This is a genomic window from Bacillus sp. FJAT-42315 (assembly GCF_002797375.1).
Taxonomy (GTDB): domain Bacteria; phylum Bacillota; class Bacilli; order Bacillales; family Domibacillaceae; genus Bacillus_CE.
The window spans coordinates 955114-979963 of the sequence record NZ_KZ454941.1 but is presented as its reverse complement, the minus strand read 5'-3'; the positions used below and the strand labels follow the sequence as shown (position 1 = coordinate 979963).

Here is a 24850-nt window from a genome sequence, read left to right as displayed (position 1 = left end):
CGATGTTCTTTGGCCGCATCAACGAGAACAGCCACTTCTTCAGCAGATAAATGTCCTGTCGCCAGGGCAATATCCGCCTCACCTATCAAAGCTAAAATCTCATGAACCTCTTGTTTGATTTGCCTGTTTTCATTCCAAATCTTCAATCCTTCTTCATTTGGAAGTGGACTTGCACTACTAAACAAACGTGTTTGTTTTTTGGCGAACTCACAACAATGCTGATTGGCTGAAATAGTTGGCATCCAAATCATTTTGGCTCCTTGCCTAATAGCTGCGTCAACAGCCCTTGGTGATAATCCTCCTGTAAACTCATTTAACACAAGACCTCCGTATACATGTAGCTCCGGTTCTTTTAAGCGAATTAGCGTCGCTCGATCCACAGTGGATGCCTCGTGCGCCTTCAGTACGACACCAGCCATCTTCGCTTTCTTCACATCTTCAACAAGCTCCCAATCCGTTTGTTTTCTTGCAAATATACTTGGATAACTATGACAATGCAGTTCAATCGCACCTTCTAATAATGGATGAAAGTTCATTGCTCAATCTCCTTTTTCAGCTCGACTTCTTTTTTTTAATACATTGCAAGAATGATGCCAGCCATAAGAAGGCTTTTTGGATGAATTAGCTGCGTTTTTTTAAAAATTTGTCAAACATCTTTTCTAATTGTAAAATAATTTTGACAATTATCGAATAATACGGAATAAAGTAAATAAGGCTGACTCCAATCCACGCGATCTATGTAGATCGCCAGTTGGAAGTCAGCCCCGTTTATTGTTCAAGGTGCTTGTTTAATTTGTAAAAGAGTCGCTGTCTCGAGATGCCAAGTTGGCGAGCTGCCGCTGCAATCTGTCCATGTTGATCTTCAATTGCGGTTAAAATAAGCTGCCGCTCGATTTCCTCTAACTGCTCTGGAAGGGTTTTTGTTTTATCAAATAAAAGGGAGTCCGAATGGGCTTCCTCTAGTTTGAAAGATTGAATTTCACGGGGAAAATCATTGATAGACAATATCTCATCTTTACATAGTACGACCGCACGCTCCACTGCATTTTGTAGCTCACGAACATTACCAGGCCACTCGTAGCTTATCAATATATTCATAAGCTGGGGAGATACCTTATAATTTTTTTTCATCTTTGTGTAGTGATTTTCTAAAAACTGTTCAACAAGAAGTGGGATATCGTCTTTTCGCTGGCGTAACGGTGGAATATGGATATCAATAATATTTAAGCGATAATACAAGTCTTCACGAAAGCTTCCTTCATTCACCATCTGCTTTAAATTTCGATTGGTCGCAGTAATGATTCGGACATCTACTTGTTTTAATTCATTGCTCCCGAGCCTCATAAATGTTTTTTCTTGGATGGCTTGAAGCAACTTCGCTTGAAACTGGATGCTCACTTCCCCAATTTCGTCTAAAAAAATCGTTCCTTTATGCGCTGCTTCAAACTTCCCTCCGCGGCTTGCCGTCGCCCCTGTAAAAGCTCCTTTCTCATAACCAAAAAGTTCACTTTCTAATAATTGCTCAGGTATGGCTGCACAGTTGACGGCAATAAATGGCCATTCCTTGCGATCACTTAAATTATGAATCATCCGGGCAATCATGCTTTTGCCTGTTCCGCTTTCTCCGTGAAGAAGAATGGTGGCATCCGTTGCCGAAACACGTTCAACTAATTCATAGATTTCTTTCATTTTCGGGCTTAAGCTAATAAAGCCTGCAGGGGAGCCCATTTGCTTTATTTGTTCTTTCAAATGAATATTTTCCTTTTTCATCCCAATCCAGCTGTACGCTTTGTTAATAATCAGTTCAATTTCATCTAATTTCGCGGGCTTGACCACATAATCAAACGCTCCTGCTTTCATCGCCGAAACGGCACTTTCGACATCGCCATAAGCAGTCATGATCATAAAGACTTTTTGAGGAAAAAGCGAAATAAATTCTTCCAAAAGCTCTAAACCATTCGCATCAGGAAGGTTTAAGTCTAGAAAGACAAGATCAACATCATGTTCTTTTACTTTCTTTCACGCTTCTTGGCCACTAGTAGCCAAAACGACGTCATACCCCTTCTTACGGAATGATAGTGATAAAGAACGTAAAAGCCGAATCTCATCATCAACAAACAGTATGCTCTTTTTCATCTGTTTCCCCCTTCTGCAATTGCACATAGACGGTTGCCCCTTCTCCTTCCACACTTTCCGCCCAAATATTCCCTCCATACTGCATCACGATTTCATGAGCAATCGATAAACCTAAACCTGTTCCTTCTGGTTTTGTTGAATAAAACGGATTAAATATCCATTTTAACTTTGCTTGTGGAATCCCTTTCCCAGTATCCGACACAGAAATTTTCCAATAATCGCAATCATCAGTTAATTTTAAATGGATTTTGCCACCGTCTTCCATCGCCTGCAGGCTGTTTAATAAAATATTTAATAATATTTGAGTCAGTTTGTGTCTATCTCCTCGCACATGTGCTTGAACCGTTTGATAGTTAGTTGTCACTTCTATGTCAGAGTCGCTGAACTTTCTCCTAAGCAGTTTCAGCAATTCGTCCATAATCGGAATTACATCCGTTGTTAAATCATCGCGATCCTGATCATTTTTGGCAAGTTTTAAAAAGTCTGTTAACAGCTTATTCATTCGGTCCGATGACACTAAAATATCATTCGTCAATTCATCAATCACTTCCTGTTCTTCAAGTTCATCATCTACTTGAAGACGTATCGTTTCAGCTGCAGCTTGGATAATACTTAATGGATTTTTGATTTCATGGGCGATCCCTGCCGTCAGTTGCCCAAGTGACGCAAGGCGTTCACTTTGTTTTAAATATCCTTCAAGTTTCTTCAGCTCACTCACATCGCGAATCACAAGAAGAGAGCCTATATGTTCATTCTTCTCACCTTTAAACAGTGATGCATAAATACGGACATCGTGTATTTGCTTTTCTTTATCGACAATATAACTTTCCACCTCATCAAAAGATTTTCCTTTTTGCAAGGTTTTCAAAATAACAAACTCTTGGATATCATGTTTAATTGGCAAATCAAAAATCAGCTTCCCCATCACTTCCTCGCGGCTATAAAGCATTAGCTTTTCAGCCCCCTTATTAAATGTCCTAATCCGACCATCATGATCGGTCGTAATCACGCCGTACGGGATGGATTCTAAAATATAAAATAAGTGTCGTTCTTTTTCACGCAACTCTGTCGCCATCTCTGATAAAACGAGTGAAAGATCTTCTATCTCATCATCCGTTTCCAAAATATCAAATTTTTTGCGCTTCCCTTCTTTATATTCTTGCACTTGTTTAATAAGCAACATAATTGGATGAACGACTGTTGATGCGCTAAATACAGCAAGCCCCATCGCGATCAACACTACGATGATAAAGCCTTGAATAAGCAAAAGAGTAACGGATCGCACAGGTGATAACGCTTGTTTCGTCGGTTCACCCACAATAAGCCCAATATTACCCAAATAAACAGGTTTGTATGAAACAATCATTTCCTCATTAAAAAGGTTCCCTTCCCATAAACCGAATCTCCCTTTCTCTAGCCGAACACCAACTTCATGAGATTGTAAGGAGGACCCGATAAAATCTTTGTTTGTGTGCGCGATGATCATGCCATTTCTATCAATCACAGCATTTACTCCGTCTTTGCCAATCACAAACTTCTGAAGGTAGTCAGATAGAATATTTAAATTCAAATAGCCAACTACTGCTCCTCTAAAATTTCCTTGTTCATCTAGCCATGGATAGGCAATCGCCATCGTTTTGCGACCGTCCGGAAGCTCCATCATGTTAGAAACATAATTTGTTTTACTCCATGATAATCGCTCTAAAACGGGATCAATTTTTATAGATCCAGAAAACGGAATATCGGGTATGCGCATTTGCTTTTCATTTTGTCTATATACTTCAACAAATAAATAAAGTGGATCTTGCGAAATCACCTTTTCAATTTCCGTTTGGTAGAAATGCTTACTGCTATTATCCGATGAATCAACAATAGGTGAAACTTGCCGCATATCCGAAACTGCATTCTGAAGTACACTCTCCATTTGCGTGGCTAACGCTTTCGTAATCAACTCATCTCGGTATTCAATTTGCAGACGTACAGACTTACTCATCACGTTGTCGGCGATTATATACAGCAATGTCAGCACAAACAATACAACGACCGACACAATGACTACATAGCGTTTCGTGAGTTTTGATTGAAATAATTTCATAAGCAAGACTCCAATTATATGATAGAAATGTAAAAAAAGTTACTTTATTCGGAATACAGAATAAAGTAACTTTTAACATTCGATACGTATCGACAAATTCCCTTTAAGACCATTGAAATTTTTTATTATTTTTCAACTAGATTCTGATTCATTACAAGAGGGCGATAATAATCTGCTCTTCGCGATAACAGTAGTTTACGCTGATCAAACCACCAATCGCTTGGCATCTGTGGAATCATGGCAACAAACGCTTCTTCCTTATCACTAGAAGCTACCACTGGCTTCGCACCGCCATAAAGCGGATCAAGCGTATAGATGGCACTTCCGCCTTTATACTTATGCTCCGTACCAATAAAGTTGGCAACCATGGTAATTGCTTGTGAAAATCTCGCTGTCGCATCCCATGTCGTCATGGAGTTGACTGGAAATTTATTTTCCATCATTTTAGCATGAAGAGATAAGTTTTCACCGTATTCACCATACCAGCTAGATGGAATGATCATCATATTTGCCTGCTTAACTGCCATTCCCCCTGCTATTTCGGGAAAGGCTGCATCATACCCCACCATGAGACCAACACGTCCTAATCCTTTTATATCCGTAACAACTACTTCTTCACCTGGAGTTGCCCAGCGTTCATCTGATTCTGTTAAATGAATTTTACGCGCCTTTGTAGCCATTTCACCAGTAGGTGTAAACAGAAACACCGTATTATATAAAAGATGTCTGTCTCTCTCGATCATGCCAAACACAAGATGAATCGAGTATTGTCTTGCTAGTTTCTTCATCTCCTCCACTGTCTCGTCTTCAACTGTTTCACCAAGCTGCTTAATTGTTTTCACATCTATAGAATCGACCGGCCCGCTTAAAGACAGCTCCGGACAAACAACTAATGATAACTCACTTTTCTCTTGCCTTGCCTTCTTAGTAGCCTCATGAAGAAGCGCTTTTATCATTTCAAGATTGGTCTTTCGATCCCCTATCTCAGGCTCATACTGCAATAAAGCCATAGAACATTTTTTTCCTCCTTGATTCTCCTCATTTAGGAAATATTGCGCGCGATCGTTCCAAGGACCAGTGTATAGCATTAAGTCACGATAAATACCCGGTCTCCGCTTTTGAAGTCTTCTCTTTGCAGCATTATCGTATTGAAGCGGATGAACTTCTGCATATAAAATGTTCGCTTCTTTCCGAGCCTCTTCTTGTTCAACGTACGGCGTTTCTGCAAGTTTCTCTCCTGTTGGCGACCAAATAGCACTTGCACCGATCATATGATAATCTTTTTCTGTATTGGAACGATTAGCACCAATAACATACATACCATTCATCTCTGCCCAAGATTGAAGCATCGATAAAGAACCGCCTGTTGAGTTTGTAGGAAAGCAAAGGATGTCAGCTCCGTTCACAGCCGCTATTCTTGCAGATTCAAAATAAGTTGAATCCATACAAATGATCATGGCGACTTTTCCTATCGCCGTTTCGTATACCGGAACACCTATGTTTCCCCAACTAGCCCAATTTTCTTCCGCCGCCCACAAATGCATTTTACGATATTTCCCAATATAACCATCCGGACCAACAAGCGCTGCTGAATTATAATAAAGCTGATCCTCTTCATCTACTTCTGCCATTCCTATCACAATGTGTGTGTGATAGCGCCTAGCGATCTCTTCAAAAGCAACGGTTGTTTTCCCGGGAATCGTATCAACAAAATCCTTTATGGCCTGGGGGCTTTCATAATGATAGCCTGTCGTAGCCATTTCTGGTGTCACAATTAACTTGGCCCCATTTTCCGCCGCTTCAGTAACTGACTTCATTAATTCCCGAATATTATCATCTAAATTGTTTAAGCGAGGGTTAAATTCAATGCTTGCTACTGTAAAAGGTTGCTTATTCACCATCGTCATTACTCCCTTTAGAAAATAGTGAAAACAGATGGTAAATGGCTTACCACCTGTTTTATAATGATGCGTCTTCTAGGTTTACATAGCTAAGGATGCGTCTTCCTGCTTTGCTAAATTCGCGTCAAAAAATGTTATTAACTGAGAAATCAGCTCTTGGAAAACTTCATGTTCATGGTACATAAAATCATTATGTTTCCCATCAATCACATAAAGTTGTTTCGGTTCATTCGCTGCTTTATATAATTCAAATGATTCATCAAATGGATGGAGTAAATTGTCTTTTCCATGCCCAATAAAGAGCGGAACCGTCACATCTTTCACTTCTTTTTCTGCGTTCATGCCGATAATAGAGTCTGTAAATTGAAGCACCGTTTGTTTTCCAAATGGCGATAAGATCGCAAGCTCTTTATCAACATAATCAGCTGTTGCTGGATCTAGAGGATAATGAATAAATGTATCAGCAAGCTGTGATTTTCCTGTTAAGACACGCTGTTTTCGATCTTCTTTCACCGCTTCCAAAATCTCATTCCATTCAACATAGGAATGAATGGATCGCAACCATCTTTCTCCGTGATAAAAACCATTTAGCGCAGCAACCGCCTTCACACGCTTATCTCTTCCGGCAACGCGGACAACGTTGGAACCACCCATACCCCAGCCGATTAATCCAATTCTTTCAGGGTCCACTTCTTCCTGAATAGAAAGGAAAGTGATCGCATTTTCAATATCTTCTACCTGCTCATTTAAAATAACGCGCCCTTCTTCCCCTTCACTTTTAGCAAAGCTTCGGTAGTCAAAGCCTAAACAAACATACCCTGCTTCGGTTAAGTTTCTTGCAAATAATTTAGGATAAAATTCATTAAACCCTTGATAGCCAGAGTTCGGAATAATAGCTGGGCGCTTCTCACCTTCTTTGTAATCATCCGGAAGATATAATGTCCCTTCTAATTTATACCCTTCACTATAAAAATGGATTTGGCGCTCAATCATATTGTTCTCCTCCAATATATAAAATAGAATTCATCCTATATATTGCAAACATCATGCCAATTAAAATATTCTGCTATATATAAAGAAAAAAGGTTCTTGAACTATGTAAAGCATAGAAATGCACTAAAATTTGTACAAAAAATTTAACGAAACATCTCAATATTTTGACAATTAAACCGTGATGTTTAAAAGTTCGTCTCAAAAGCAAAAAGACTGACCCCAAACAACAATATCTAGCATCAAAAGAGGATAAACACCCTCTTTATTTAGATATCTGTTTAGGAGTCAGCCCCTTTTAGACGGTCTTAAGTTTACAAAAATGACCGCTCTTCTTCAATCTCTCGCTTAAATCCTTCGATACTTTCTTGTCGCTTTTCATTATTCGCTTTAATTTTCTCAATTTGTGCCGCACTTTCCGCATGATCGAGTGACTCATTCGCCTCGTGGATATTGTCCATCGTGTTATTAACCATTTGTTCCATCTTGGCGACTTTCGTTGCATGCTCGTTCGCTGCGGCGATATTTTGGGCTGTATTTTTTTTCATTTGATGCTCATTTGAGTGGCTCATCGAATTCCCTCCAAGTAAGTATCATGATCCATTGATAACATCTGGCTGTTTTCCAGATTTATCTTGCATCTTTTGTCCTTTATTTCCGCCGGCTGCCTTTTGCTGTGTGCCTAGTTGGTTCGGTGCGAAATCTTTGCTGTTTCTTTTCGGATTGCCCACACGAATCACCTCCTACCACTAATATGCCCGTTTGGCTCGGAGATATGAAAAAAAGCTCCCTTGATTAGGAAGCTCGTTTCTTTTCGATCATCTTGATCATTGGAAGCATGAATGCAACAGTCAATACAATTGTACTAGTGGCTCGATTGCCATAAAAATTTTCAGTCATAATGTCATAATAACAGAGTCCAACGACGAAGGAGATACACATGAATGCTATAACTTTTTTCAATCGAGCCACCACCTCCCTAATCAATAATGATTTTCATTATTAACTAAATTGTAAACAGAATGATATCGATTGTCAATTGAATATTGCAACTCCAGAAACCTTTTATACATAAAATACAATTCTTTAATAGCTTCTTAACATTATTTACAACTTATATATATACCCTTAATAATTGAATGCTATTTTTTTAAATATACATATGATTATTCAGGAGGATGATTGAAAATGAAAAAAGCACAATTATTGATGGCCACTGCTGTCACTGCAACACTTGCTGCTCCAGCTGTCACTCCCGCAGAAGCTGCACCAGCACCACAAGCAGCGATTAAAAGCATGTCATTCACAGGAATGGAAGCACCGAAAACAATTGATGAAATGGTAAGTGTCTATTCAAACGCTTCATTAAAAGTTACATATACAAATGGAACATCAAAATCGTTCCCACTATCATACAAAGAATTATACAAAACAGAAGATGAACTGATTGGTGAAAATGGCGATAGATTCGCTGCTGGTACACCGATTGATGTAAATGGAAAGCCGATTACTGATATGAGCTCAACAGGGCAAGCTGTTCATTACATGTCCGATGCGCCGGATGCTAACAGCTTATTACGTCCAATTAACGGGCAAATGTACCTTGTTTCTCACTTAGAGTATGCTTCTCAAGACCAAGCTGGAAACGGTGCATGGAGACGAGTGCCTGCCTCTATGACATTAACAAAGCTATACCAAAACAAGAAAACAGGCGAACTGAAAGTGATGGAAGCAGACAAAGTTGATTTTGCTGACGCAGACGGTCTTTGGGTGCCATGTAACGGTTCATTAACGCCATGGAATACACATCTTGGTTCAGAAGAATACGAACCAGATGCTCGTCAATTTGAATTGGAAGAAGCAATGCCTGCGGATCAACGTACAGATAAAACAAATACACGCGAATTCACGAAGCTTTATTTCGGCGATGATAAACATGCCAACCCTTATCAATACGGCTTTATTCCAGAAGTCATCGTTGATAAAAAGGGCGAGTCGAAAGCTGTGAAGCATTACAGCGTCGGTCGTCGTTCAAATGAAATCATGTTAATGATGCCAGATAACCGTACGGCTTATTTCGGTGATGACGGCGATTATACAATGCTATTTATGTACGTAGCGGATAAAGAAAAAGATTTATCTGCCGGTACGTTATATGCAGCTAAATTTGATCAAACAGGAACAAGCAATGGCGGTTCTGGAGACTTAGAATGGATCGAGCTTGGTCATTCGACAGATGATGAAGTGGAAGCACTTGTTGATCAAAACTTGAAATTCAGCGATATTTTCGAAACATCTGATACACCGAAAGAAGGGTTCACAACGATTAAGCAATACGCTTCAGGTGGCGGAGATTACGATCGTGTAGAGCACTTAAAAGTGAAACCAGGTATGGAAAAAGCAGCCGCTTTCCTTGAATCAAGACGTTACGGCGCTATGCTAGGTGCTACATCTGAATTCAATAAAATGGAAGGTCTAGCACTGAACGCAGCAGATAAAAAAGTATACATGGCGATTGCTGACCAAAGCAAAGGAATGGAGAAAGACGCAAAAGGTGCAGACCCAACTGACCATATGCAACTTCCAAAAATGAAATCCGGTGCGACATATGAATTGTCTTTAACATCAGGACAAAAAGATCAAAGTGGCGCAGCGATCAACAGCTCTTACGTAGCAACATCTATGAACGGACTAGTGATCGGGGAAGACTTAAAAACACCAGATGCATACGGAAACACAGCAAACGTGGACAAAGTAGCGAACCCTGATAACTTAAGCTACTCTGAAGAGCTTCGTACAGTATTTATCGGAGAAGACAGCGGTATGCATACGAACAACTTTGTTTGGGCATATGAGCTAGATACGAAACAATTAAGCCGTATTCTATCCGTTCCAGCAGGTGCTGAAGCGACAGGCTTACAATTTGCAGATGACCGCAACGGCTTCTCTTACATTATGAGTAACTTCCAACATCCAGGTGATGAAGTCGCAGATCGTGCCATCACTGCTGTTGACAAAGACCAGCTAGTGAAAGCAATGGAAGAGTCACCTTATGGCATTTTAAAAACTGGAGCGGTTGGTTACATTCATGGACTACCAACAGCTAAAGCGCTAGCGCCTATGCCGTTTAAAGATGTCCCTGCTAACTATTGGGCACATACGTATATTGCTGACCTGTATGGCAAAAGCATTTTAAACGGTACAACACAAGAGAAGTTCGCACCTGGAGCTAAGCTAACACGCTATCAATTTGCTGCTATTTTAGCTCGTTCACTTGACCTATCTGGAACAGACGAAGTAAAAGCAGCCATGGAAAAAGGCTTATTGAAAACGAACAAAAATGCCGTACTAAGCCGCGAAGAAGCTGCTTGGATGTTAATGAAAGCTTACGAAGTTCACTCTGACACAATGATCAAAAGCTCCAAGAAAAACTTTAAAGATGCCGATCAAATTAGCAAAGAGTATCAAGCATCCGTTGCAGCAAGCGTAGACCATGGTTTCATCTCTGGATACCCTAACGGAACATTCCAACCGAAACAATCACTTACACGCGCTCAAGCAGCGAAAATGGTTAGCTTAATGCTACAAAAATAATAAACCAAAGCAAGCGGGTGACTTTTCATCAAAAGTCACCCGCTTTTTCTTTTATACAGAATAAAAGAATAAAAATGCTTATCAAACGTTCAGAAATTCAAAGTAGCATATGTTCTCCATTTTCATCTTTCTAATTTCACAATGAATATAGTTTAAACATGCTCAGGTGAGTTGAATAGAACTCACCTTTTCTAAAAAAATGCGCTAACAACCCCTAATGGGATGGTTATTTAGGAAAGATCCTCTCTTGGCATAATTGTTGCATTTATAATTTGTGAATGAATTATATAGATTATTTCTAAGGAGGGGCATTTATTATGGAAATGAAAGAATGTATAGAAGAATTGAATTACACGCTTCCTTACAATGATTATGTGGATCCTGAAGTGTTTGAAAAAGAAAGGAAACAAATCTTCTTAAAAAGCTGGATATTCGTTGGTCATACTAGTCAAGTAGAACGAGTAGGCGATTTTTTCACCTTTGAAATTGGTGGAGAATCAATTATTATTACGAAAGAGAAAGAAAATAATCTTAAGGCATTTTATAATATTTGTCCTCATCGTGGGACAAAGGTCGAACGAACTGAAAAAGGTAATAAAAAAGTATTTATGTGTTCTTATCATGGGTGGACTTTCCATTTAGATGGCACATTGAATAAAGCTCCTAATTTTCAAACGAATGATTTAGGTGCACATAGTTGTTTGACACCTATTCAATTAGAAATTTATCGCTCGCTAATCTTTATCAACTTAGATCCTAACGCAAAGCCTCTAGCTGATTCTTACGAAGAATTAACAGAAAATTTAGATATATATCCTTTTTTTGAATCGTTGAAGCAAGTAAGAACAACAAAAAAACTGATCCAAGCCAATTGGAAAGCGATCATTGATAATTATTTAGAATGTGACCATTGTCAAATTGCTCATCCTGCCTTTTCAAAAACATTCGATATGAAAAATTATCATATTGATACGCACGAGAACTATACTTGTCAATATTCGAAGCTTACAAAAAGAGATAGTGCAGCTCCCGCTCGATTTTATTGGATCTGGCCTAATTTGATGATCAGTCTTTATCCAGGTGATGAAGGAAATATGACCACAAGTCAAATTATTCCTATTTCTCCAAATCAATCGTTAGCCATCTATAACTATTATTTTCAAACGAATGAAATTTCAGAAGAACAGGAAGAGCTAATCAAGTTTGTAGACCAAGTTCGAAAAGAGGATTTTGAGCTTGTTGAATTGTTGCAATCAGGCTTGCATACACAAGCTTTTAGTCACGGAATTTATTCTCCGAGTGAGAATGGCTTAAAGCATTTCCATAATCGTATTAAAGAAGCGATGACTCCTAGCCCGTAATGTAAACGCTTCAAAATCCTGCTTAAAACATTTTTCATCACTGTTTCAAGTGGGATTTTGAAGTAAAATAACAGCAAGCTCCTTTTGAAAAAAACTGAATTTTCTAACTTCAAACAAAACAGGAGGGATTGTATGGAACAAACAAAGGTAGATCGGGGAATTTTTTTCGCTGCCCTAGCTGTCATTAGTATTTTCACTGTGCCAGTTTTAATAAATCCTGAAAAAGGAAATCAATTTTTAAGTAGTATTCTATCATTTATCAGTGGAAAATTTGGCACTCTTTATTTATTAGCTGCCTTTTTAATTTTTGTCGGATTAATCTTCTTAGCAGTGAGTAAATATGGAAAAATTGTATTAGGCAACCCAAAAGAAAAACCTGAATTTTCCACAACTAGTTGGTTAGCCATGATTTTTACTTCCACTGCAGGATCTAGCTTATTGTACTGGGGATTTATTGAGTGGTCCTATTATTTCACTGCTCCCCCTTTTGGCATTTCACCTGAGAGTACAGAAGCTGCAGAATGGGCTTCGACATATGGCATTTTTCATTGGGGCTTTATCGGCTTTTCCATCTATTGTTTACCGACCATCGCTTTAGCTTACGTGCTGTATGTCAAAAAAGTACCTAGTTTACGCTTGAGTTCTGCCTGTCGTGGCGTTTTAGGAGATCGAGTGGACGGCTGGCTAGGAAAGTGTATTGACGTCATGTTCATGCTCGGAATTGTTGGTGGAGTCGGTACTTCACTTGGATTAGGCACTCCCATGTTAGCTGAGGCCATTTCACAACTGTTTGGCATTCCACGTTCATTGCAACTAGATATCATCATTATCGTCTTATGGACCGGGATTTTCTCCGCTAGCTTATATTTTGGATTAAAGAAAGGATTGAAAGTGTTAAGCGATATAAATATTTATATTTACCTTGCCTTTGCTGCTTTCTTTTTCATCGTTGGTCCAACGGTTTTTATTGTAGAAAAATTCACTGACAGTATGGGATTGCTCATTCAAAACTTTATCAGAATGAGTTTATACACAGATGCCGTCGGCGGTTCAACGTTTGCCCAAGACTGGACAATTTTTTACTGGGGCTGGTGGTTTGCCTTAGCACCGTTTATGGCGATGTTTACAACTAGAATCTCTAAAGGACGAACGATCCGCGGAATCGTTGCTGCTATGTGTGTGGCAGGCACATTAGGCTGTGCCTTAGCTTTTACCGTATTCGGAAACACGAGTCTTTATTTCGAACTAAATAATATTGTACCAGTCGTGGATATATTAACAAATGAAGGAGCACCAGTAGCCATCGTTGCTATGATTAAATCCATGCCACTAGGTTCAACTGTATTATTAGCCGTATTTATCGTGCTTGCCTTTATCTTTTTAGCCACAACGATTGACTCGGCTGCCTATACACTATCTTTTATGTCCTCAAAAGCATCTACTGAGAACCAAGAACCGACAAGATGGATTCGACTGTTTTGGGCGGGAGTGATCGGTTCTGTCGCCATTATTTTAATGTATGGTGGTGGATTATCTGCCCTACAAACACTATCTGTCATTACCGGCTTCCCTATCCTCTTTATCTTTATTTTAGTAGCCATCTCCCTGTATAAGTGGTTAAAGGAAGATGAACAAGTGAAGGGAGATTTTCAAACTTCCTCTGTAAATCAATATGTAGATGAAAAGAAATCGAGTTAAACAAAAAAGACATGGGGCCTCTTATTAGGAATCATGTCTTTTTTTCATTCAATTAAAGCAGCTAGGACCACTCTTTTTTTAAATCTTGACAATATGTTCGAATTAACTTAGCTGCATGAGTTTGACTAATTTGCAGATCTTTCGCTACTTTCCGCGAACTGCCATGTATTTTAAAAGATTGGCGAATCATGTCCTTTTTCACTCGTTCAATTGCTTCCGTTAATGAGGCTGGTTTCTCCCGCTCTGACGATTCTTGCGCATTTTGGTATAGAATTTCTGGTAGATCGTGTACATCAATCACATCTTCACTCGTAATGACTAATCTCTCTATTAGGTTCTCCAGCTGCCTGATATTTCCGGGCCATGAATAATAGGTCAGCACATCTAAACATTCTTGTGAAATCAACTTGTTCACATCATACATTCGATTAAATTTATATAAAAAATGATAAGCAAGTAGAACAATATCTTCTTTACGCTCCCGAAGAGGTGGCATTTCAATATCAATCACATTCAATCGATAAAACAAATCTTCTCGAAACTTCTTCTCTTGCACCATTTCCATAAGATTGCGATTAGTGGCCGCAATAATACGAATGTTCACCTCTTTTTCTTTATGCCCTCCAACTGGAATAAATTTCTTATCCTGAATCACTTGAAGTAACTTAGCTTGCAAGGCTAACGACATTTCCCCAATTTCATCAAGAAATAGGGTGCCATTGTTAGCGACTTCAAACAATCCCATCTTCCCCGAACGGTTAGCCCCGGTGAACGAACCTGACGTATAGCCAAATAATTCTGACTCGAGTAAGTCGGCTGGAATAGCTGCACAGTTAATCGTTAAAAATGGTCCTTCTTTCCTTTTACTAATTTCATGAATAAAATGCGCTAGCACACCTTTCCCTGTACCAGACTCTCCATGAATCAAAATGGTCGAATTCGTAACCGCAATTTTTTGAGCAAATTTCAAAATTTGTTTCATCGTTTCGCAGTTAGTAATCACACCCACTTCACTTGGATCATGAGACAAAGAGATTTGCGTATGGCCATCCTCTTTTGCTTTTAACAGCTTATAATGCTGTAGCTCTCTAGCGGTAGTCACGACTAAATCAATTTCCCCTTGATCATTTAAAATGGGGATAGCAGTTGTTAAAAGTTCAGCACCAATATTCGTAGTTTGTTTGATCGATAAAGGTTTTTTCTTTTCATAGACTTCAGGAACAATAGAAGGTTTCCAATAGCCCTTTTCAAATAACTCCACACTATATCGCCCTAAAACCTCCGACTTTTTCAATCCATAATGCTTTTCACAAGCATTGTTGACATAAATAATCTGCCTATCCCCATCAAGGACAAATATTTCATCAGAAGAATAATCTAATATTTTTATTAATGTTTCCATTGTCATTTCAAGAGGACTAGAAAAGGAATACATTACAAAACCCCCTTCGTCACATCGAGTGTAAATGAACTCACTTTGAGTGTTTTACACTCAATAAATACTTTATTTTCACTGTGTTAACGCTAATTAATATGAAAGCTACATCATCTTATTACGGCATGAATGTTGCATTGAAGTAAGTAGTGAGAAAGAAACTCTACCGAAGCTAGATGACTAACAGGTTGCTTTACTTCTCCCTAATGGTAGTAGATTCTTCATTTTTTGTAAATGCAAAATATTCTGTTTATATTGATTTGGAGGGAATAAAATGGAATCAAACAATCAAGTATTTGATATTACGATTATCGGAGGAGGACCTGTTGGGTTATTTACTGCCTTCTATGCAGGATTACGGCAAGCATCCGTCAAAATCATCGAAAGCCTCCCTCAGCTAGGTGGACAACTAGCTACTTTATATCCTGAAAAATATATTTATGATGTAGCCGGATTTCCAAAAGTAACGGCACAACAACTAGTAGATCAATTAATTGAGCAGATGAATGCATTCGATGTAACCGTCTGTCTTGGACAAGCTGTTTACTCCATTGAAAAGCAAGAAGATGGGGTATTCAAATTAACGACGAATCAAGAAGTGCATTACTCAAAAACGATCATTATTACTGCCGGCAATGGAGCTTTTCAACCACGTAAGTTGCCGCTAGAAAAGACAGAAGCCTATGAGCAAGAAAATCTGCATTATTTCGTGAAAGATATGGAGCGATTCACCGGCAAGAGAGTTGTCATCTTTGGCGGTGGAGATTCCGCTTTGGACTGGGCATTAATGCTTGAGCCGATTGCAGAGAAAGTGACGCTTGTTCATCGCAGAGATCAATTTCGAGCCCATGAACATAGTGTCGAGCTTTTAAACCAATCTCAAGTAGAAGTGCTAACCCCTTTTGTACCGAAACAATTAATCGGGAAACAAGCCATTCAGCAGGTCATCGTAGAAAATGTGAAGGACCAGGAACAACAAATTATAGATATTGATGCTGTATTAGTGACTTATGGATTTGTTTCTTCCCTTGGACCTATTAAGAATTGGGGTCTGCATATTGATAAAAATGCGATCGTTGTGAATTCCAAAATGGAAACGAATATCGCAGGGATTTATGCAGCTGGAGATATTTGTACCTATGAGGGAAAAGTAAAACTAATCGCTAGCGGATTTGGTGAGGCCCCTACCGCTGTCAGCAACGCCAAAGTATACATCGATCCAAAGGCGAAAGTGCAACCACTTCACAGCACAAGTGTGATGGGAGAAAAACCAACAAAAACAGCGAGTACACTATCTTAAAAAGGAGAGAATAATATGGCTTTATATACCATTGTTGACCAAGATACTTGCATTGCCTGCGGAGCATGTGGAATTACAGCTCCTGACCTATTTGATTACACTGAGGAAGGAATTTCTTATGGACGACTCGATCAAAATCATGGAACTATCGAAATACCAGAAGATTTGCAAGCAGATTTAGAAGATGCTTGCGAAGGATGCCCAACCGAATCGATCAAAATTGCTCATCAACCCTTTCAAGGAAACCCACTGAAATACGAAGCTATGTAAAGTGAAACTTCAATCAGTGGGGGGGTTCTGCATCCCCAACTGATTGAAACACGAAAGACAACCGCCTTTTTTAAAAGGCGGTTGTCTTTATTCAAGCTCTAGTTTTCTCCAACTGAACTGGAACTTCCACCTCTGTATTCACTCGCTTTTTCGACCAATACGTAGCCAAGATCGGACCTGAAATATTATGCCAAACCGCTCCGACCACACTCGGTAAAGCAGCTAGTGGACCGAAGTGAGCAGTAGCTAAGGCCACCCCAAGACCAGAGTTTTGCATACCGACTTCGATAGAAATAGCACGACGATTACTTTCATCAAGACCAAGTAAACGAGCAGTTATATAGCCGAGCATAAGACCGAATGCGTTATGTAGCATAACCGCAATGAAAATGATCAGTCCAGCCGACGCGATCGTTGCTGCATTGCCGGCTACAACCGCCGACACGATGATAATAATCGCCAAAACAGAAATTAATGGAATAACGTGGGTGCTTTTATCGACAAAACTTGGAGCAAACTTCCTCACAACAATACCCAACACAATCGGAATAATGATTACTTGAATAATCGACATAAACATCGCCATCGTATCGACCGGCATCCACTGACCAGCGAGCCACAATAAAATAAACGGCGTCGCAATCGGTGCCAACAACGTAGAAACAGATGTCATCGCAATCGATAAAGCTACATTTCCTTTAGCGAGATACACCATTACATTTGAAGCGGTTCCTCCTGGGACAGACCCTAATAAAACAAGTCCTGCTGCTAATTCTGCTGGCAAGTTCAATAAGTAAGCAATGGCAAAGGCCGTGAGTGGCATAATCACAAATTGAGCGCATACGCCGATGATGACAGGCAACGGCTTCGTTAACACAATTTTAAAATCAATAGCCTTTAACGTGAGCCCCATACCAAACATCACTATACCTAATAAAATCGTAATATAGCCCTTAAATACAAGAAAAGGAGCCGGAATGAAAAAGGCAATTAAGGCAATCAAAATGACCCAAACAGCAAAATATTTTCCGGCGACATTACTGATAGCTTCTAAAGCTTTCATACCCTCACCTCTTATCGCTTCACTTTCAAAATTTTATTTGGATTTAATAGTGTCAGCGGATCAAGTGCTTGTTTGATTTTTTCCATCACAAGTAAAGCCTTTCCATGCTCTTTCTCTTGGTATTTCTGTTTGCCGACGCCAACGCCGTGTTCCCCCGTACAAGTACCGCCTCTTTCAATCGCATACATCACGATTTTTTCATTTAATTCGTCAGCTTTCTGTTTCTCTTCCTCGTTATTCATATCAATCATTAACAACACATGGAAGTTTCCATCTCCAACGTGACCGACAATCCCGCCAATCAGCTCCATCTGATCAAGCACTTCTCTCGCATAATGAATCGCTCCAGCTAGTTCAGAAATTGGCACACACACATCTGTGACCATCATCTTTCTACCTGGATAGCCATGCACATAGGCGTAAGCTAAATTGTGGCGCGCTTCCCAAAGCTGTACACGAGCGGCATTATCCGTTTCAAAATCGATTCCTTTACATTGAAACTCTTCCACAATTTCCTTCATAAATTCTACATCTTGCTTTAATCCCGCTTCATTGCCATGGAACTCCAAAAATAATGTCGGCTGTTCCTTATACGATGTGTCGCTATGAAGATTGGCTTGCTTCATCGACTGTTCATCTACAAGCTCAACTCGGGCAATTGGAATCCCTGCTTGCAAAATACCAACGACCGCTCCGACCGCATTATCGACCGTTGGAAAAGAAGCTCTCGCCGCCATAATAAATTCTGGAATTCCATACACACGAAGCGTTAGTTCCGTAAAGCAGCCTAACGTCCCTTCTGAGCCGACAAATAGACTATTTAAATGATAGCCCGATGACGATTTCGCCGCTAAATTACCAGTATGTATCACCGTACCATCAGCTAACACGACTTCTAAATCACGTACTTGATCACGCATCACCCCATATTTTACTGAAGTCGTTCCGCTCGCATTCGTCGCAGCCATCCCTCCAAGGGTGGCATCAGCTCCAGGATCAACCGAGAAAAATAACCCATGTTTTTTTAGTTCTTTATTCAATTGCGAACGCGTCACACCAGGCTGGACACGAACGAGAAAATCTTCGGCTCTCACTTCTAAAATTTTGTTCATTTGTGAGAAATCAACCGTGATCCCATGCTCATACGGAATAACATGTCCTTCTAAACTCGAACCGACTCCAAATGGTACGACCGGCACTTCATATTCCGTCGCAATTTCCATAACTGCACTCACTTCTTCTGTCGTCGTCGGAAACACAACGACATCAGGAAGGCTTGTCGCATGATAAGATTCGTCTTTGCCATGCTGTTCCAAAATCGTTTCATTGATAGATACTTGTTGATCAGAAAGAGCCTCTCGTAAAGCTGTGACCCATTCTTTCGTTATATTCATTTGCTTTTCCTCCATCGTCATATATAATCCTTTTAAGGTCTAACCAAATTAAAATTGGTCCAACCTTTTTCCCTATTGTACTAAATTATCTGAAAAAATCAATAATTAAAATTTTTCCTAAAATTAGTTAAAATAAAGAGCAAGGAGGAGATTTCGTGGTTCTACAGCCGAAGAAAAGAACGTATCAAGTGATTGTTGATCAAATAAAAGAATATTTTTTAACAGAACAATTACAGCCGGGAGATAAACTACCCACGGAAAGAGAGCTCGCTAGCCGCTTCAATGTCAGTCGAACATCAGTAAGAGAAGCGTTACGCAAGCTAGAGATAAAAGGAATTATTGAAATTAAACAAGGCAGCGGAAGTTTTATGAAAACATCCGAATTTCAACTACTTGGCGACGAACTATCCACAACAATCGTCCATGCGGAAAATAAACTTGTCTATGAAATGTTAGAGTTACGCCGAGCGCTTGAAGTAGAATGTGCCTTTTTAGCTTCTCAAAGAGCCACCTCCGAAGACTTAGAACACATTCGCCAAGCCATCGAAAAAATGAAAGTCGCTGAAAGTGATGTCGAACTGGGATTAGAGGCTGATCTCCATTTCCATTTAAGCATCGTTCGTGCCTCTCATAACTCAATCTTTTTACAATTGGTCCAAACACTGAGCGAGCATATGCAAGATACAATCCGAGCGACACGAAGACAACGACTCGCTGACCCGGAACGACTGCAAGATACGATTGATGAACATAAACAAATGTACTTGGCGATCGTCGCCGGAGAAGGAGAATTAGCGAAACAGCTGATGGAAAAGCATATTACGCAAATTAGAAAAGAATTGGCGGAGTCGCTTTTAACTTAGAAGTGAATTTATGAAAATCATTAGAGAAGCAACAAATGAAGATATGAATGAAGTATATATGATGGGCTATGATGTTTGGGGAGATGATATGCCTTCTGAAGAGTACGTCACTATGTGTCAAGAGTCTAGTAAACTGAAAAAGGAAAACAGGTTCAATAACAATAAATATATTAATTAGGGAGAGACGTTAACAATGAAGAAAGAAAAAAGACTAGTCTTTATTATTGTCGCCTTAAACCTTCTCGTATTCATCTCGCCTCTCGTCACTTCTTTCACAGTGAACAGTCATGAGGAATTAAGCCGTGTTTCGTTTGGTCTACCATTCCCTTTTATTGAACAAGATCAATCTGGTTATACGCCATCTTACCCTAGTGAAATGAATTTTTCAGCACCTCAAGAAAATCCAACTTCAATCAAGCTAGGCGGTTTCATTGCTTCTTTTTTAACGGTGAATGGCGTGGTTTTTCTCGTTAGATATTTATTGAAATGGAGATAATCGAGGCTCACTTTGAATATCAGAAAAGTGTACTTTTTCTCATTGGTATTTTTCATACTTACTTTCATTGTAACTGATGACAAACAAGGGCTATTCTTCATACATAGAAGAACAGCCCTTTACGAGTAACCGATCATAGATAGTAGGTTATGAAAAAAAGCACCAAAAGCAAAAGAAGGAGGAGTATACTTCGTAATTTGCTAGTTTTCCACATTGTAACAATTGACACTATGATCCCAATCGTTATGAAAATGTGCCCGCTCATTTTCATAACGTCTACCTTTAACAAACCTCCTAATGTAGCCAAAAAAACGCCGATAATACTAAAGCCGACGGTAGAAATAAAGCGTGGCGATTTCACATCCGTCATCGCCTCCTTCTGTTCCTCCTCACTCATTTTCAAATACCCTCGAGCAACCATGAAAGTTGGTATTCCCCACATTATTAAAAACATTATTAATGCATCCGTATCTATATTCAAATACCTTCACCCTCTATGACTATAATAATCTTTCATTATGTATCTTTTAGACAACCCCTCTTTTTGGTAAATATACCATAAAAGTTATTTAATTACCATGTGTACAAAAACAAAACACCAGCCACAAAATGTGACTGGTGCTCTCTATTTTCTTATTTCCACTGTGCAACTTTTTCGATTGGCAGGCGAACAGAAGGGTAACCACTATTTGCTGCTTTTCCAATTGAAATTAACATTACTGGAACGTAACGGTCTTTATCTAATCCAAATGCTTCAGCGATGTTCGCTTTATCAAAGCCACCGATTGGGCATGTGTCGTATCCGTGAGCACGAGCAGCAAGCATTAACTGCATTGCAACTAGTCCCCCGTCTGTTAACACGACATCTTTCATGACTTCTTTTGACACTGAATTGTAGTAAGCAGTCATTTGTGGCATTTGGCTGTCCTTCACTTCTTGCGGCATATAGCCAAGCTCCACTGTTTTTCCATAAATCTCTTCGGCATTTTCGAAGTTGTTTAAGTCACCGAATAAGGCAATTACTGCTGAAGATGTTTCTACTTGTGATTGATTGAACATCGCAAGCGGTGCCATTTTTGCTTTTCCTTCCTCGCTCTCAATGACAAGGAAACGCCATGGTTGCATGTTGAATGAAGATGGTGCTAACGTCGCTTCTGTTAAGATTTCCGTCATTTCTTCTTTGCTAATTTTCACGGACGGATCGTAGTAACGAATGGAACGGCGTCCTGTCATAATTTCTGTAAAGTCATTTGTTTTTTGTGTTGTGATCATTGATGAGCACTCCCTTTTTATTAAATGTCGTTAATATTTGTTTCAATGCGATTCAACATCGCAAACAATTGATCAATTTCTTCTTCCGTAAAATCTTTCAGCACTAAAGAGACAAATCTTTCTTTTTCCTTTAAAAAAGTACTGATTTCATCGCGACCATGATCGGTTAAATGAACAAGCGTGATCCGGTGGTCCGTAGGATTTTTACGCCTGGCAATCATGTTGTTCGCTTCTAGCTGCTTTAAATGTCTTGTAATAGCGGCATTGTCAATATTGATTTGTTGCTGAAGCTCTTTTTGACTCATTTCCTCGACTTGATATAGCTGGTACAACAGTTCAAGCTTTGACTGACTAAGCCCTGTACACCCTTCAAATTTCGAGCTCATTTCATTATTGAGGAAATGCAATTTATAGACAATCATCGACTCCTTCATGCATAAATTCGTCAACTGATCCCGTCCTTTCCAGTTAGAAAAAATTAATTGATACATCAATAGTTGATACATCAATTAATATACTAGAACGTATGTTGAAATGCAACCACTTTATCTTAAAAGTAAAAAATTACCACTTTCCCTAATTGGAAAAACGGTAATCTCGCATTCGTTACACCTTTATTTTCTTATGCTCAATCTTAGATTTCATTAACCTTTCGTTGTATGTATAATTCTGCAATGATTAAATTTGGTACCCACGCTAACCAAGCAATAATCGAATAACTAAATTCGAAACGCTCTAATCCAAATAGAAACATAAACAATGGCAGCCATATTCTCAACGTGACCGCTGCAAAAGTTAAAGAGTAGTTCCTGATCATCCACTTTTGATGGTCAAGAATGTGCTTATCCTTAATTTTGACAAGTGCTTGATAAGCAGTTACCAACCAACATATTGATAAGAAACCAAAACCAAGTTTCCCAACTAAGCCTCCTGTCGCATAAGATGCTAGATAAAGACCTGAAAGACCGCCCAATAAAATACCGAGCATATAGACTTTTCCTAGCCATCGATGGCGGTTGATATTTTTCTCTCTAAACTTTGTGGACAATGTAAAAGGACCAATGACTAATGCTACTGCACTAGTTGCCACATGTACGGATAGCATAGTGTACCAAAATGAACTCAATTTAGAGAGAGACATAAGCTTCACTTGAACTAATCCTGCTTGGTCTACACCAAGAATAAAATATTGGACAATCGAATAACCAGCTACTGCTATCGCTAAAAAAGTGAGGATAACCCCCGTTTTCTTCATCATCATTTCCCCTCGTCTATGTTTAACCTGCTAATCACCTTTAGTTTTTAATTCCCTGAATGATTGTACGAATATGAAATTGAATTAACCGATTTTGTTCTCCCCAATCAAACTGTGGAAATGTGATTAAAAGCGAGGTCAAACCATGTAAACTCGCCCAAATTGTATGACTCACATTCATATCGGATGGTACCAATTCCTGACTGTTTTCGATAAAAGTATTTTCCTGAATAAAACCTTTCACAACCGTATTCAACAATAGAAATCCGTTAAATCTATTACTATTTTCTATCCTACTTGTGTTTGTCTCCAAGTTCTTCGTAAAAATGATGTTATAGTAGTCTGGTTGTTTCAAACCGAAGTATATATAGGCTTCACACATGTTAAATAGCTTTATTTCATGTGATTGATCAAAAGAATGATCATACGCGATTTTTAACTCATGATAAAAGAGACTGTATCCTTCTTCTAACAAATGAAGCAAGATTTCTTCTTTATTTTTAAAGTAAATATAAATGGTGGTGGGCGTGTACCCAATCTTACTCGCTATTTTTCTCATGGATACATGCTGATATCCTTCTTCTAAAAATAACTGTCGTGCGGCATCTATTATTTCCTTTTTTATTTCCGAGGATTCTCTCTTACGTTTCACTCATATCCCTCCTCAAAGATAAATTAACAGCGTTAACTTAACGGTGTTAATTTATCATGTATTTAAAATTCTGTCAATTACTAAGAGCAAACAGCCGCCTTCCCTAATTGGAAAAGCGGCTGTTACTCGTTATACTTTCATCTCTCCATGCTCAATTTGAGATGTTTCAATTTGAATCGTTGTATGTTCGATCTTGAATTTGTCTTGAATTTTATTAATTGCTTGCTGTAAAACGGCTTGGCTGTCTGCGTTGTCTTCAATTAAAATGTGGCAAGTTAACGTATCTAAACCGGAAGTGATCGTCCAAATGTGTAGATCGTGAACATCAACGACACCAGCGATCGCTTCTAATTCCTTTTTCACTGCTGCTTGGTCAACTGTGATCGGTGTGCCTTCCATTAAAATATGAACAGAATGCTTAATAACGCCCCAAGCACTTTTTAAAATAAGAAGAGCAACCAAAACGGAAATGATCGGATCAGCAATGTACCAATCGAATAGCAACATTAACAAACCAGCCACTAACGCACCGACAGACCCAAGTGCATCTCCTAACACGTGTAAATAGGCACTTCGTAAATTAACGTTATTTTTCACGTCTCCCTTGCTCATCAGCGACCAAGCACTAAGTAAGTTCGCCAATAAACCAACGGATGCGATCAGCATCATCGTTCCGCTCGCCACAGTTGGCGGCTCTAAAAACCGATCATAAGCTTCGACAACGATAAATCCGGCAATCACAAATAACGTCACACCATTTAATAAAGCCGCTAAAATTTCAAAACGATAAAATCCATACGTTTTCGTTGGTGAAGCAGGTCGTGCCGCAAACGATATCGCCACTAAACTTAAAAATAATGAGCTTGCATCGCTTAACATATGACCGCTATCTGATAGGAGCGCTAAACTATTCGTGAATAACCCTCCGAAAAACTCTAACAGCATAATTCCTGCTGTAATCAATAAAGCGATGATGAGGCCCTTTTTATTCCCTTCCCGCGTTTCTTCAAAATGATGATGGTGATGATGCCCATGATGGTCATGCCCGTGATGATGGTGGTGATGGTGTCCCATT

The 24850-nt window shown here is 39.2% G+C and carries 24 protein-coding genes and 1 pseudogene; 8 read left to right on the top strand and 17 right to left on the bottom strand.

Annotation, left to right across the window (positions count from 1 at the left end; genetic code table 11):
• From CEF22_RS04495 to CEF22_RS18435, 9 genes and pseudogenes are all read right to left on the bottom strand, one after another.
• Positions 1 to 536, bottom strand: a 536-nt coding sequence (locus tag CEF22_RS04495) for a DUF6282 family protein (RefSeq protein WP_232726066.1), incomplete at its 3' end; no start/stop codon positions are given.
• A gap of 232 nt (positions 537 to 768) precedes the next feature.
• Positions 769 to 1770 (bottom strand): sigma-54 interaction domain-containing protein, encoded by a 1002-nt coding sequence (locus tag CEF22_RS19080; protein WP_442857393.1) that lies wholly within the window; start codon positions 1768 to 1770, stop codon positions 769 to 771.
• A 36-nt stretch (positions 1771 to 1806) separates the two neighbouring features.
• Positions 1807 to 2004, bottom strand: a pseudogene (locus tag CEF22_RS19075) (response regulator); the annotation flags it as partial.
• A gap of 106 nt (positions 2005 to 2110) precedes the next feature.
• Entirely contained in the window at positions 2111 to 4231 is a 2121-nt protein-coding gene (locus CEF22_RS04485; protein WP_100401938.1) for a PAS domain-containing sensor histidine kinase, read from the bottom strand.
• 125 nt (positions 4232 to 4356) lie between these two features.
• Positions 4357 to 6132 (bottom strand): carbon-nitrogen hydrolase family protein, encoded by a 1776-nt coding sequence (locus tag CEF22_RS04480; RefSeq protein ID WP_100401937.1) that lies wholly within the window; start codon positions 6130 to 6132, stop codon positions 4357 to 4359.
• 81 nt (positions 6133 to 6213) lie between these two features.
• On the bottom strand, positions 6214 to 7125 hold the full coding sequence (locus tag CEF22_RS04475; RefSeq protein ID WP_100401936.1) for an alpha/beta hydrolase: 912 nt from the start codon (positions 7123 to 7125) through the stop codon (positions 6214 to 6216).
• A 311-nt stretch (positions 7126 to 7436) separates the two neighbouring features.
• Complete coding sequence (locus CEF22_RS04470; protein WP_095478386.1) at positions 7437 to 7694, bottom strand: small acid-soluble spore protein Tlp; 258 nt, start codon at positions 7692 to 7694, stop codon at positions 7437 to 7439.
• A 21-nt stretch (positions 7695 to 7715) separates the two neighbouring features.
• Entirely contained in the window at positions 7716 to 7853 is a 138-nt protein-coding gene (locus CEF22_RS04465) for an acid-soluble spore protein N (protein ID WP_094835923.1), read from the bottom strand.
• 64 nt (positions 7854 to 7917) lie between these two features.
• Positions 7918 to 8085: a hypothetical protein gene (locus tag CEF22_RS18435; protein ID WP_157843166.1), complete on the bottom strand. Its 168-nt coding sequence runs from the start codon at positions 8083 to 8085 to the stop codon at positions 7918 to 7920.
• 225 nt (positions 8086 to 8310) lie between these two features.
• On the opposite strand from CEF22_RS18435, the gene CEF22_RS04460 reads away from it, so the two are divergent.
• The 3 genes from CEF22_RS04460 (at position 8311) to CEF22_RS04450 (ending at position 13775) form a co-directional block, all read left to right on the top strand.
• The gene (locus tag CEF22_RS04460) at positions 8311 to 10716 is read left to right on the top strand and encodes an S-layer homology domain-containing protein (protein WP_100401935.1); all 2406 of its coding nucleotides are present in this window, start codon (positions 8311 to 8313) and stop codon (positions 10714 to 10716) included.
• Positions 10717 to 11033: 317 nt separating this feature from the next.
• Entirely contained in the window at positions 11034 to 12077 is a 1044-nt protein-coding gene (locus tag CEF22_RS04455) for an aromatic ring-hydroxylating oxygenase subunit alpha (RefSeq protein ID WP_232726065.1), read from the top strand.
• 132 nt (positions 12078 to 12209) lie between these two features.
• The gene (locus tag CEF22_RS04450) at positions 12210 to 13775 is read left to right on the top strand and encodes a BCCT family transporter (protein WP_100401934.1); all 1566 of its coding nucleotides are present in this window, start codon (positions 12210 to 12212) and stop codon (positions 13773 to 13775) included.
• 61 nt (positions 13776 to 13836) lie between these two features.
• Here CEF22_RS04450 and CEF22_RS04445 read toward each other — a convergent pair whose 3' ends face one another.
• A complete protein-coding gene (locus CEF22_RS04445) occupies positions 13837 to 15210 on the bottom strand; it encodes a sigma-54 interaction domain-containing protein (protein ID WP_100401933.1) in 1374 nt (457 codons plus the stop codon).
• Positions 15211 to 15484: 274 nt separating this feature from the next.
• Between CEF22_RS04445 and CEF22_RS04440 the strand changes: the two genes are divergently transcribed.
• Together CEF22_RS04440 and CEF22_RS04435 are read left to right on the top strand one after the other, a co-directional pair.
• A complete protein-coding gene (locus tag CEF22_RS04440) occupies positions 15485 to 16510 on the top strand; it encodes an NAD(P)/FAD-dependent oxidoreductase (RefSeq protein WP_100401932.1) in 1026 nt (341 codons plus the stop codon).
• Between the two features lie 15 nt (positions 16511 to 16525).
• Positions 16526 to 16780 (top strand): ferredoxin, encoded by a 255-nt coding sequence (locus CEF22_RS04435; RefSeq protein WP_100401931.1) that lies wholly within the window; start codon positions 16526 to 16528, stop codon positions 16778 to 16780.
• 91 nt (positions 16781 to 16871) lie between these two features.
• On the opposite strand, the gene CEF22_RS04430 is transcribed toward CEF22_RS04435, so the two are convergent.
• Both CEF22_RS04430 and CEF22_RS04425 read right to left on the bottom strand, forming a co-directional pair.
• Entirely contained in the window at positions 16872 to 17843 is a 972-nt protein-coding gene (locus tag CEF22_RS04430; RefSeq protein ID WP_100401930.1) for a bile acid:sodium symporter family protein, read from the bottom strand.
• Between the two features lie 11 nt (positions 17844 to 17854).
• Positions 17855 to 19237: an FAD-binding oxidoreductase gene (locus CEF22_RS04425; RefSeq protein ID WP_100403910.1), complete on the bottom strand. Its 1383-nt coding sequence runs from the start codon at positions 19235 to 19237 to the stop codon at positions 17855 to 17857.
• 155 nt (positions 19238 to 19392) lie between these two features.
• Here CEF22_RS04425 and CEF22_RS04420 point away from each other — a divergent pair, with 155 nt between their 5' ends.
• Genes CEF22_RS04420 through CEF22_RS04415 form a run of 3 tightly spaced genes read left to right on the top strand, consistent with a single transcriptional unit; the run spans position 19393 to position 20596 of the window.
• Positions 19393 to 20100, top strand: coding sequence for a FadR/GntR family transcriptional regulator (locus CEF22_RS04420; RefSeq protein WP_100401929.1), 708 nt, complete (start codon positions 19393 to 19395; stop codon positions 20098 to 20100).
• A gap of 10 nt (positions 20101 to 20110) precedes the next feature.
• A complete protein-coding gene (locus CEF22_RS18430; protein ID WP_157843165.1) occupies positions 20111 to 20278 on the top strand; it encodes a hypothetical protein in 168 nt (55 codons plus the stop codon).
• 15 nt (positions 20279 to 20293) lie between these two features.
• Positions 20294 to 20596, top strand: coding sequence for a hypothetical protein (locus CEF22_RS04415; protein WP_100401928.1), 303 nt, complete (start codon positions 20294 to 20296; stop codon positions 20594 to 20596).
• 633 nt (positions 20597 to 21229) lie between these two features.
• On the opposite strand, the gene CEF22_RS04405 is transcribed toward CEF22_RS04415, so the two are convergent.
• The 5 genes from CEF22_RS04405 to CEF22_RS04385 all read right to left on the bottom strand — a co-directional run bounded on the left by CEF22_RS04405 (position 21230) and on the right by CEF22_RS04385 (position 24849).
• Complete coding sequence (locus CEF22_RS04405) at positions 21230 to 21868, bottom strand: nitroreductase family protein (RefSeq protein ID WP_100401926.1); 639 nt, start codon at positions 21866 to 21868, stop codon at positions 21230 to 21232.
• A gap of 20 nt (positions 21869 to 21888) precedes the next feature.
• On the bottom strand, positions 21889 to 22317 hold the full coding sequence (locus tag CEF22_RS04400) for a MarR family winged helix-turn-helix transcriptional regulator (RefSeq protein WP_100403909.1): 429 nt from the start codon (positions 22315 to 22317) through the stop codon (positions 21889 to 21891).
• 185 nt (positions 22318 to 22502) lie between these two features.
• On the bottom strand, positions 22503 to 23126 hold the full coding sequence (locus CEF22_RS04395) for a DUF2306 domain-containing protein (protein ID WP_100401925.1): 624 nt from the start codon (positions 23124 to 23126) through the stop codon (positions 22503 to 22505).
• Between the two features lie 37 nt (positions 23127 to 23163).
• Positions 23164 to 23775, bottom strand: a complete 612-nt coding sequence (locus CEF22_RS04390; RefSeq protein ID WP_100401924.1) for a TetR/AcrR family transcriptional regulator — start codon at positions 23773 to 23775, stop codon at positions 23164 to 23166.
• A gap of 129 nt (positions 23776 to 23904) precedes the next feature.
• A complete protein-coding gene (locus CEF22_RS04385; protein ID WP_100401923.1) occupies positions 23905 to 24849 on the bottom strand; it encodes a cation diffusion facilitator family transporter in 945 nt (314 codons plus the stop codon).
• Position 24850: the final 1 nt, after the last annotated feature.

Bases quoted from the DNA above. Each gene is read 5' to 3' on its own strand.
- CEF22_RS19080 (WP_442857393.1), bottom strand. From the start codon at position 1,770: ATGAAAAAGGAAAATATTCATTTGAAAGAACAAATAAAGCAAATGGGC.
- CEF22_RS04485 (WP_100401938.1), bottom strand. From the start codon at position 4,231: ATGAAATTATTTCAATCAAAACTCACGAAACGCTATGTAGTCATTGTG.
- CEF22_RS04480 (WP_100401937.1), bottom strand. From the start codon at position 6,132: ATGGTGAATAAGCAACCTTTTACAGTAGCAAGCATTGAATTTAACCCT.
- CEF22_RS04475 (WP_100401936.1), bottom strand. From the start codon at position 7,125: ATGATTGAGCGCCAAATCCATTTTTATAGTGAAGGGTATAAATTAGAA.
- CEF22_RS04470 (WP_095478386.1), bottom strand. From the start codon at position 7,694: ATGAGCCACTCAAATGAGCATCAAATGAAAAAAAATACAGCCCAAAAT.
- CEF22_RS04460 (WP_100401935.1), top strand. From the start codon at position 8,311: ATGAAAAAAGCACAATTATTGATGGCCACTGCTGTCACTGCAACACTT.
- CEF22_RS04455 (WP_232726065.1), top strand. From the start codon at position 11,034: ATGGAAATGAAAGAATGTATAGAAGAATTGAATTACACGCTTCCTTAC.
- CEF22_RS04450 (WP_100401934.1), top strand. From the start codon at position 12,210: ATGGAACAAACAAAGGTAGATCGGGGAATTTTTTTCGCTGCCCTAGCT.
- CEF22_RS04445 (WP_100401933.1), bottom strand. From the start codon at position 15,210: ATGTATTCCTTTTCTAGTCCTCTTGAAATGACAATGGAAACATTAATA.
- CEF22_RS04440 (WP_100401932.1), top strand. From the start codon at position 15,485: ATGGAATCAAACAATCAAGTATTTGATATTACGATTATCGGAGGAGGA.
- CEF22_RS04435 (WP_100401931.1), top strand. From the start codon at position 16,526: ATGGCTTTATATACCATTGTTGACCAAGATACTTGCATTGCCTGCGGA.
- CEF22_RS04430 (WP_100401930.1), bottom strand. From the start codon at position 17,843: ATGAAAGCTTTAGAAGCTATCAGTAATGTCGCCGGAAAATATTTTGCT.
- CEF22_RS04425 (WP_100403910.1), bottom strand. From the start codon at position 19,237: ATGAATATAACGAAAGAATGGGTCACAGCTTTACGAGAGGCTCTTTCT.
- CEF22_RS18430 (WP_157843165.1), top strand. From the start codon at position 20,111: ATGAAAATCATTAGAGAAGCAACAAATGAAGATATGAATGAAGTATAT.
- CEF22_RS04415 (WP_100401928.1), top strand. From the start codon at position 20,294: ATGAAGAAAGAAAAAAGACTAGTCTTTATTATTGTCGCCTTAAACCTT.
- CEF22_RS04405 (WP_100401926.1), bottom strand. From the start codon at position 21,868: ATGATCACAACACAAAAAACAAATGACTTTACAGAAATTATGACAGGA.
- CEF22_RS04395 (WP_100401925.1), bottom strand. From the start codon at position 23,126: ATGATGAAGAAAACGGGGGTTATCCTCACTTTTTTAGCGATAGCAGTA.
- CEF22_RS04385 (WP_100401923.1), bottom strand. From the start codon at position 24,849: ATGGGACACCATCACCACCATCATCACGGGCATGACCATCATGGGCAT.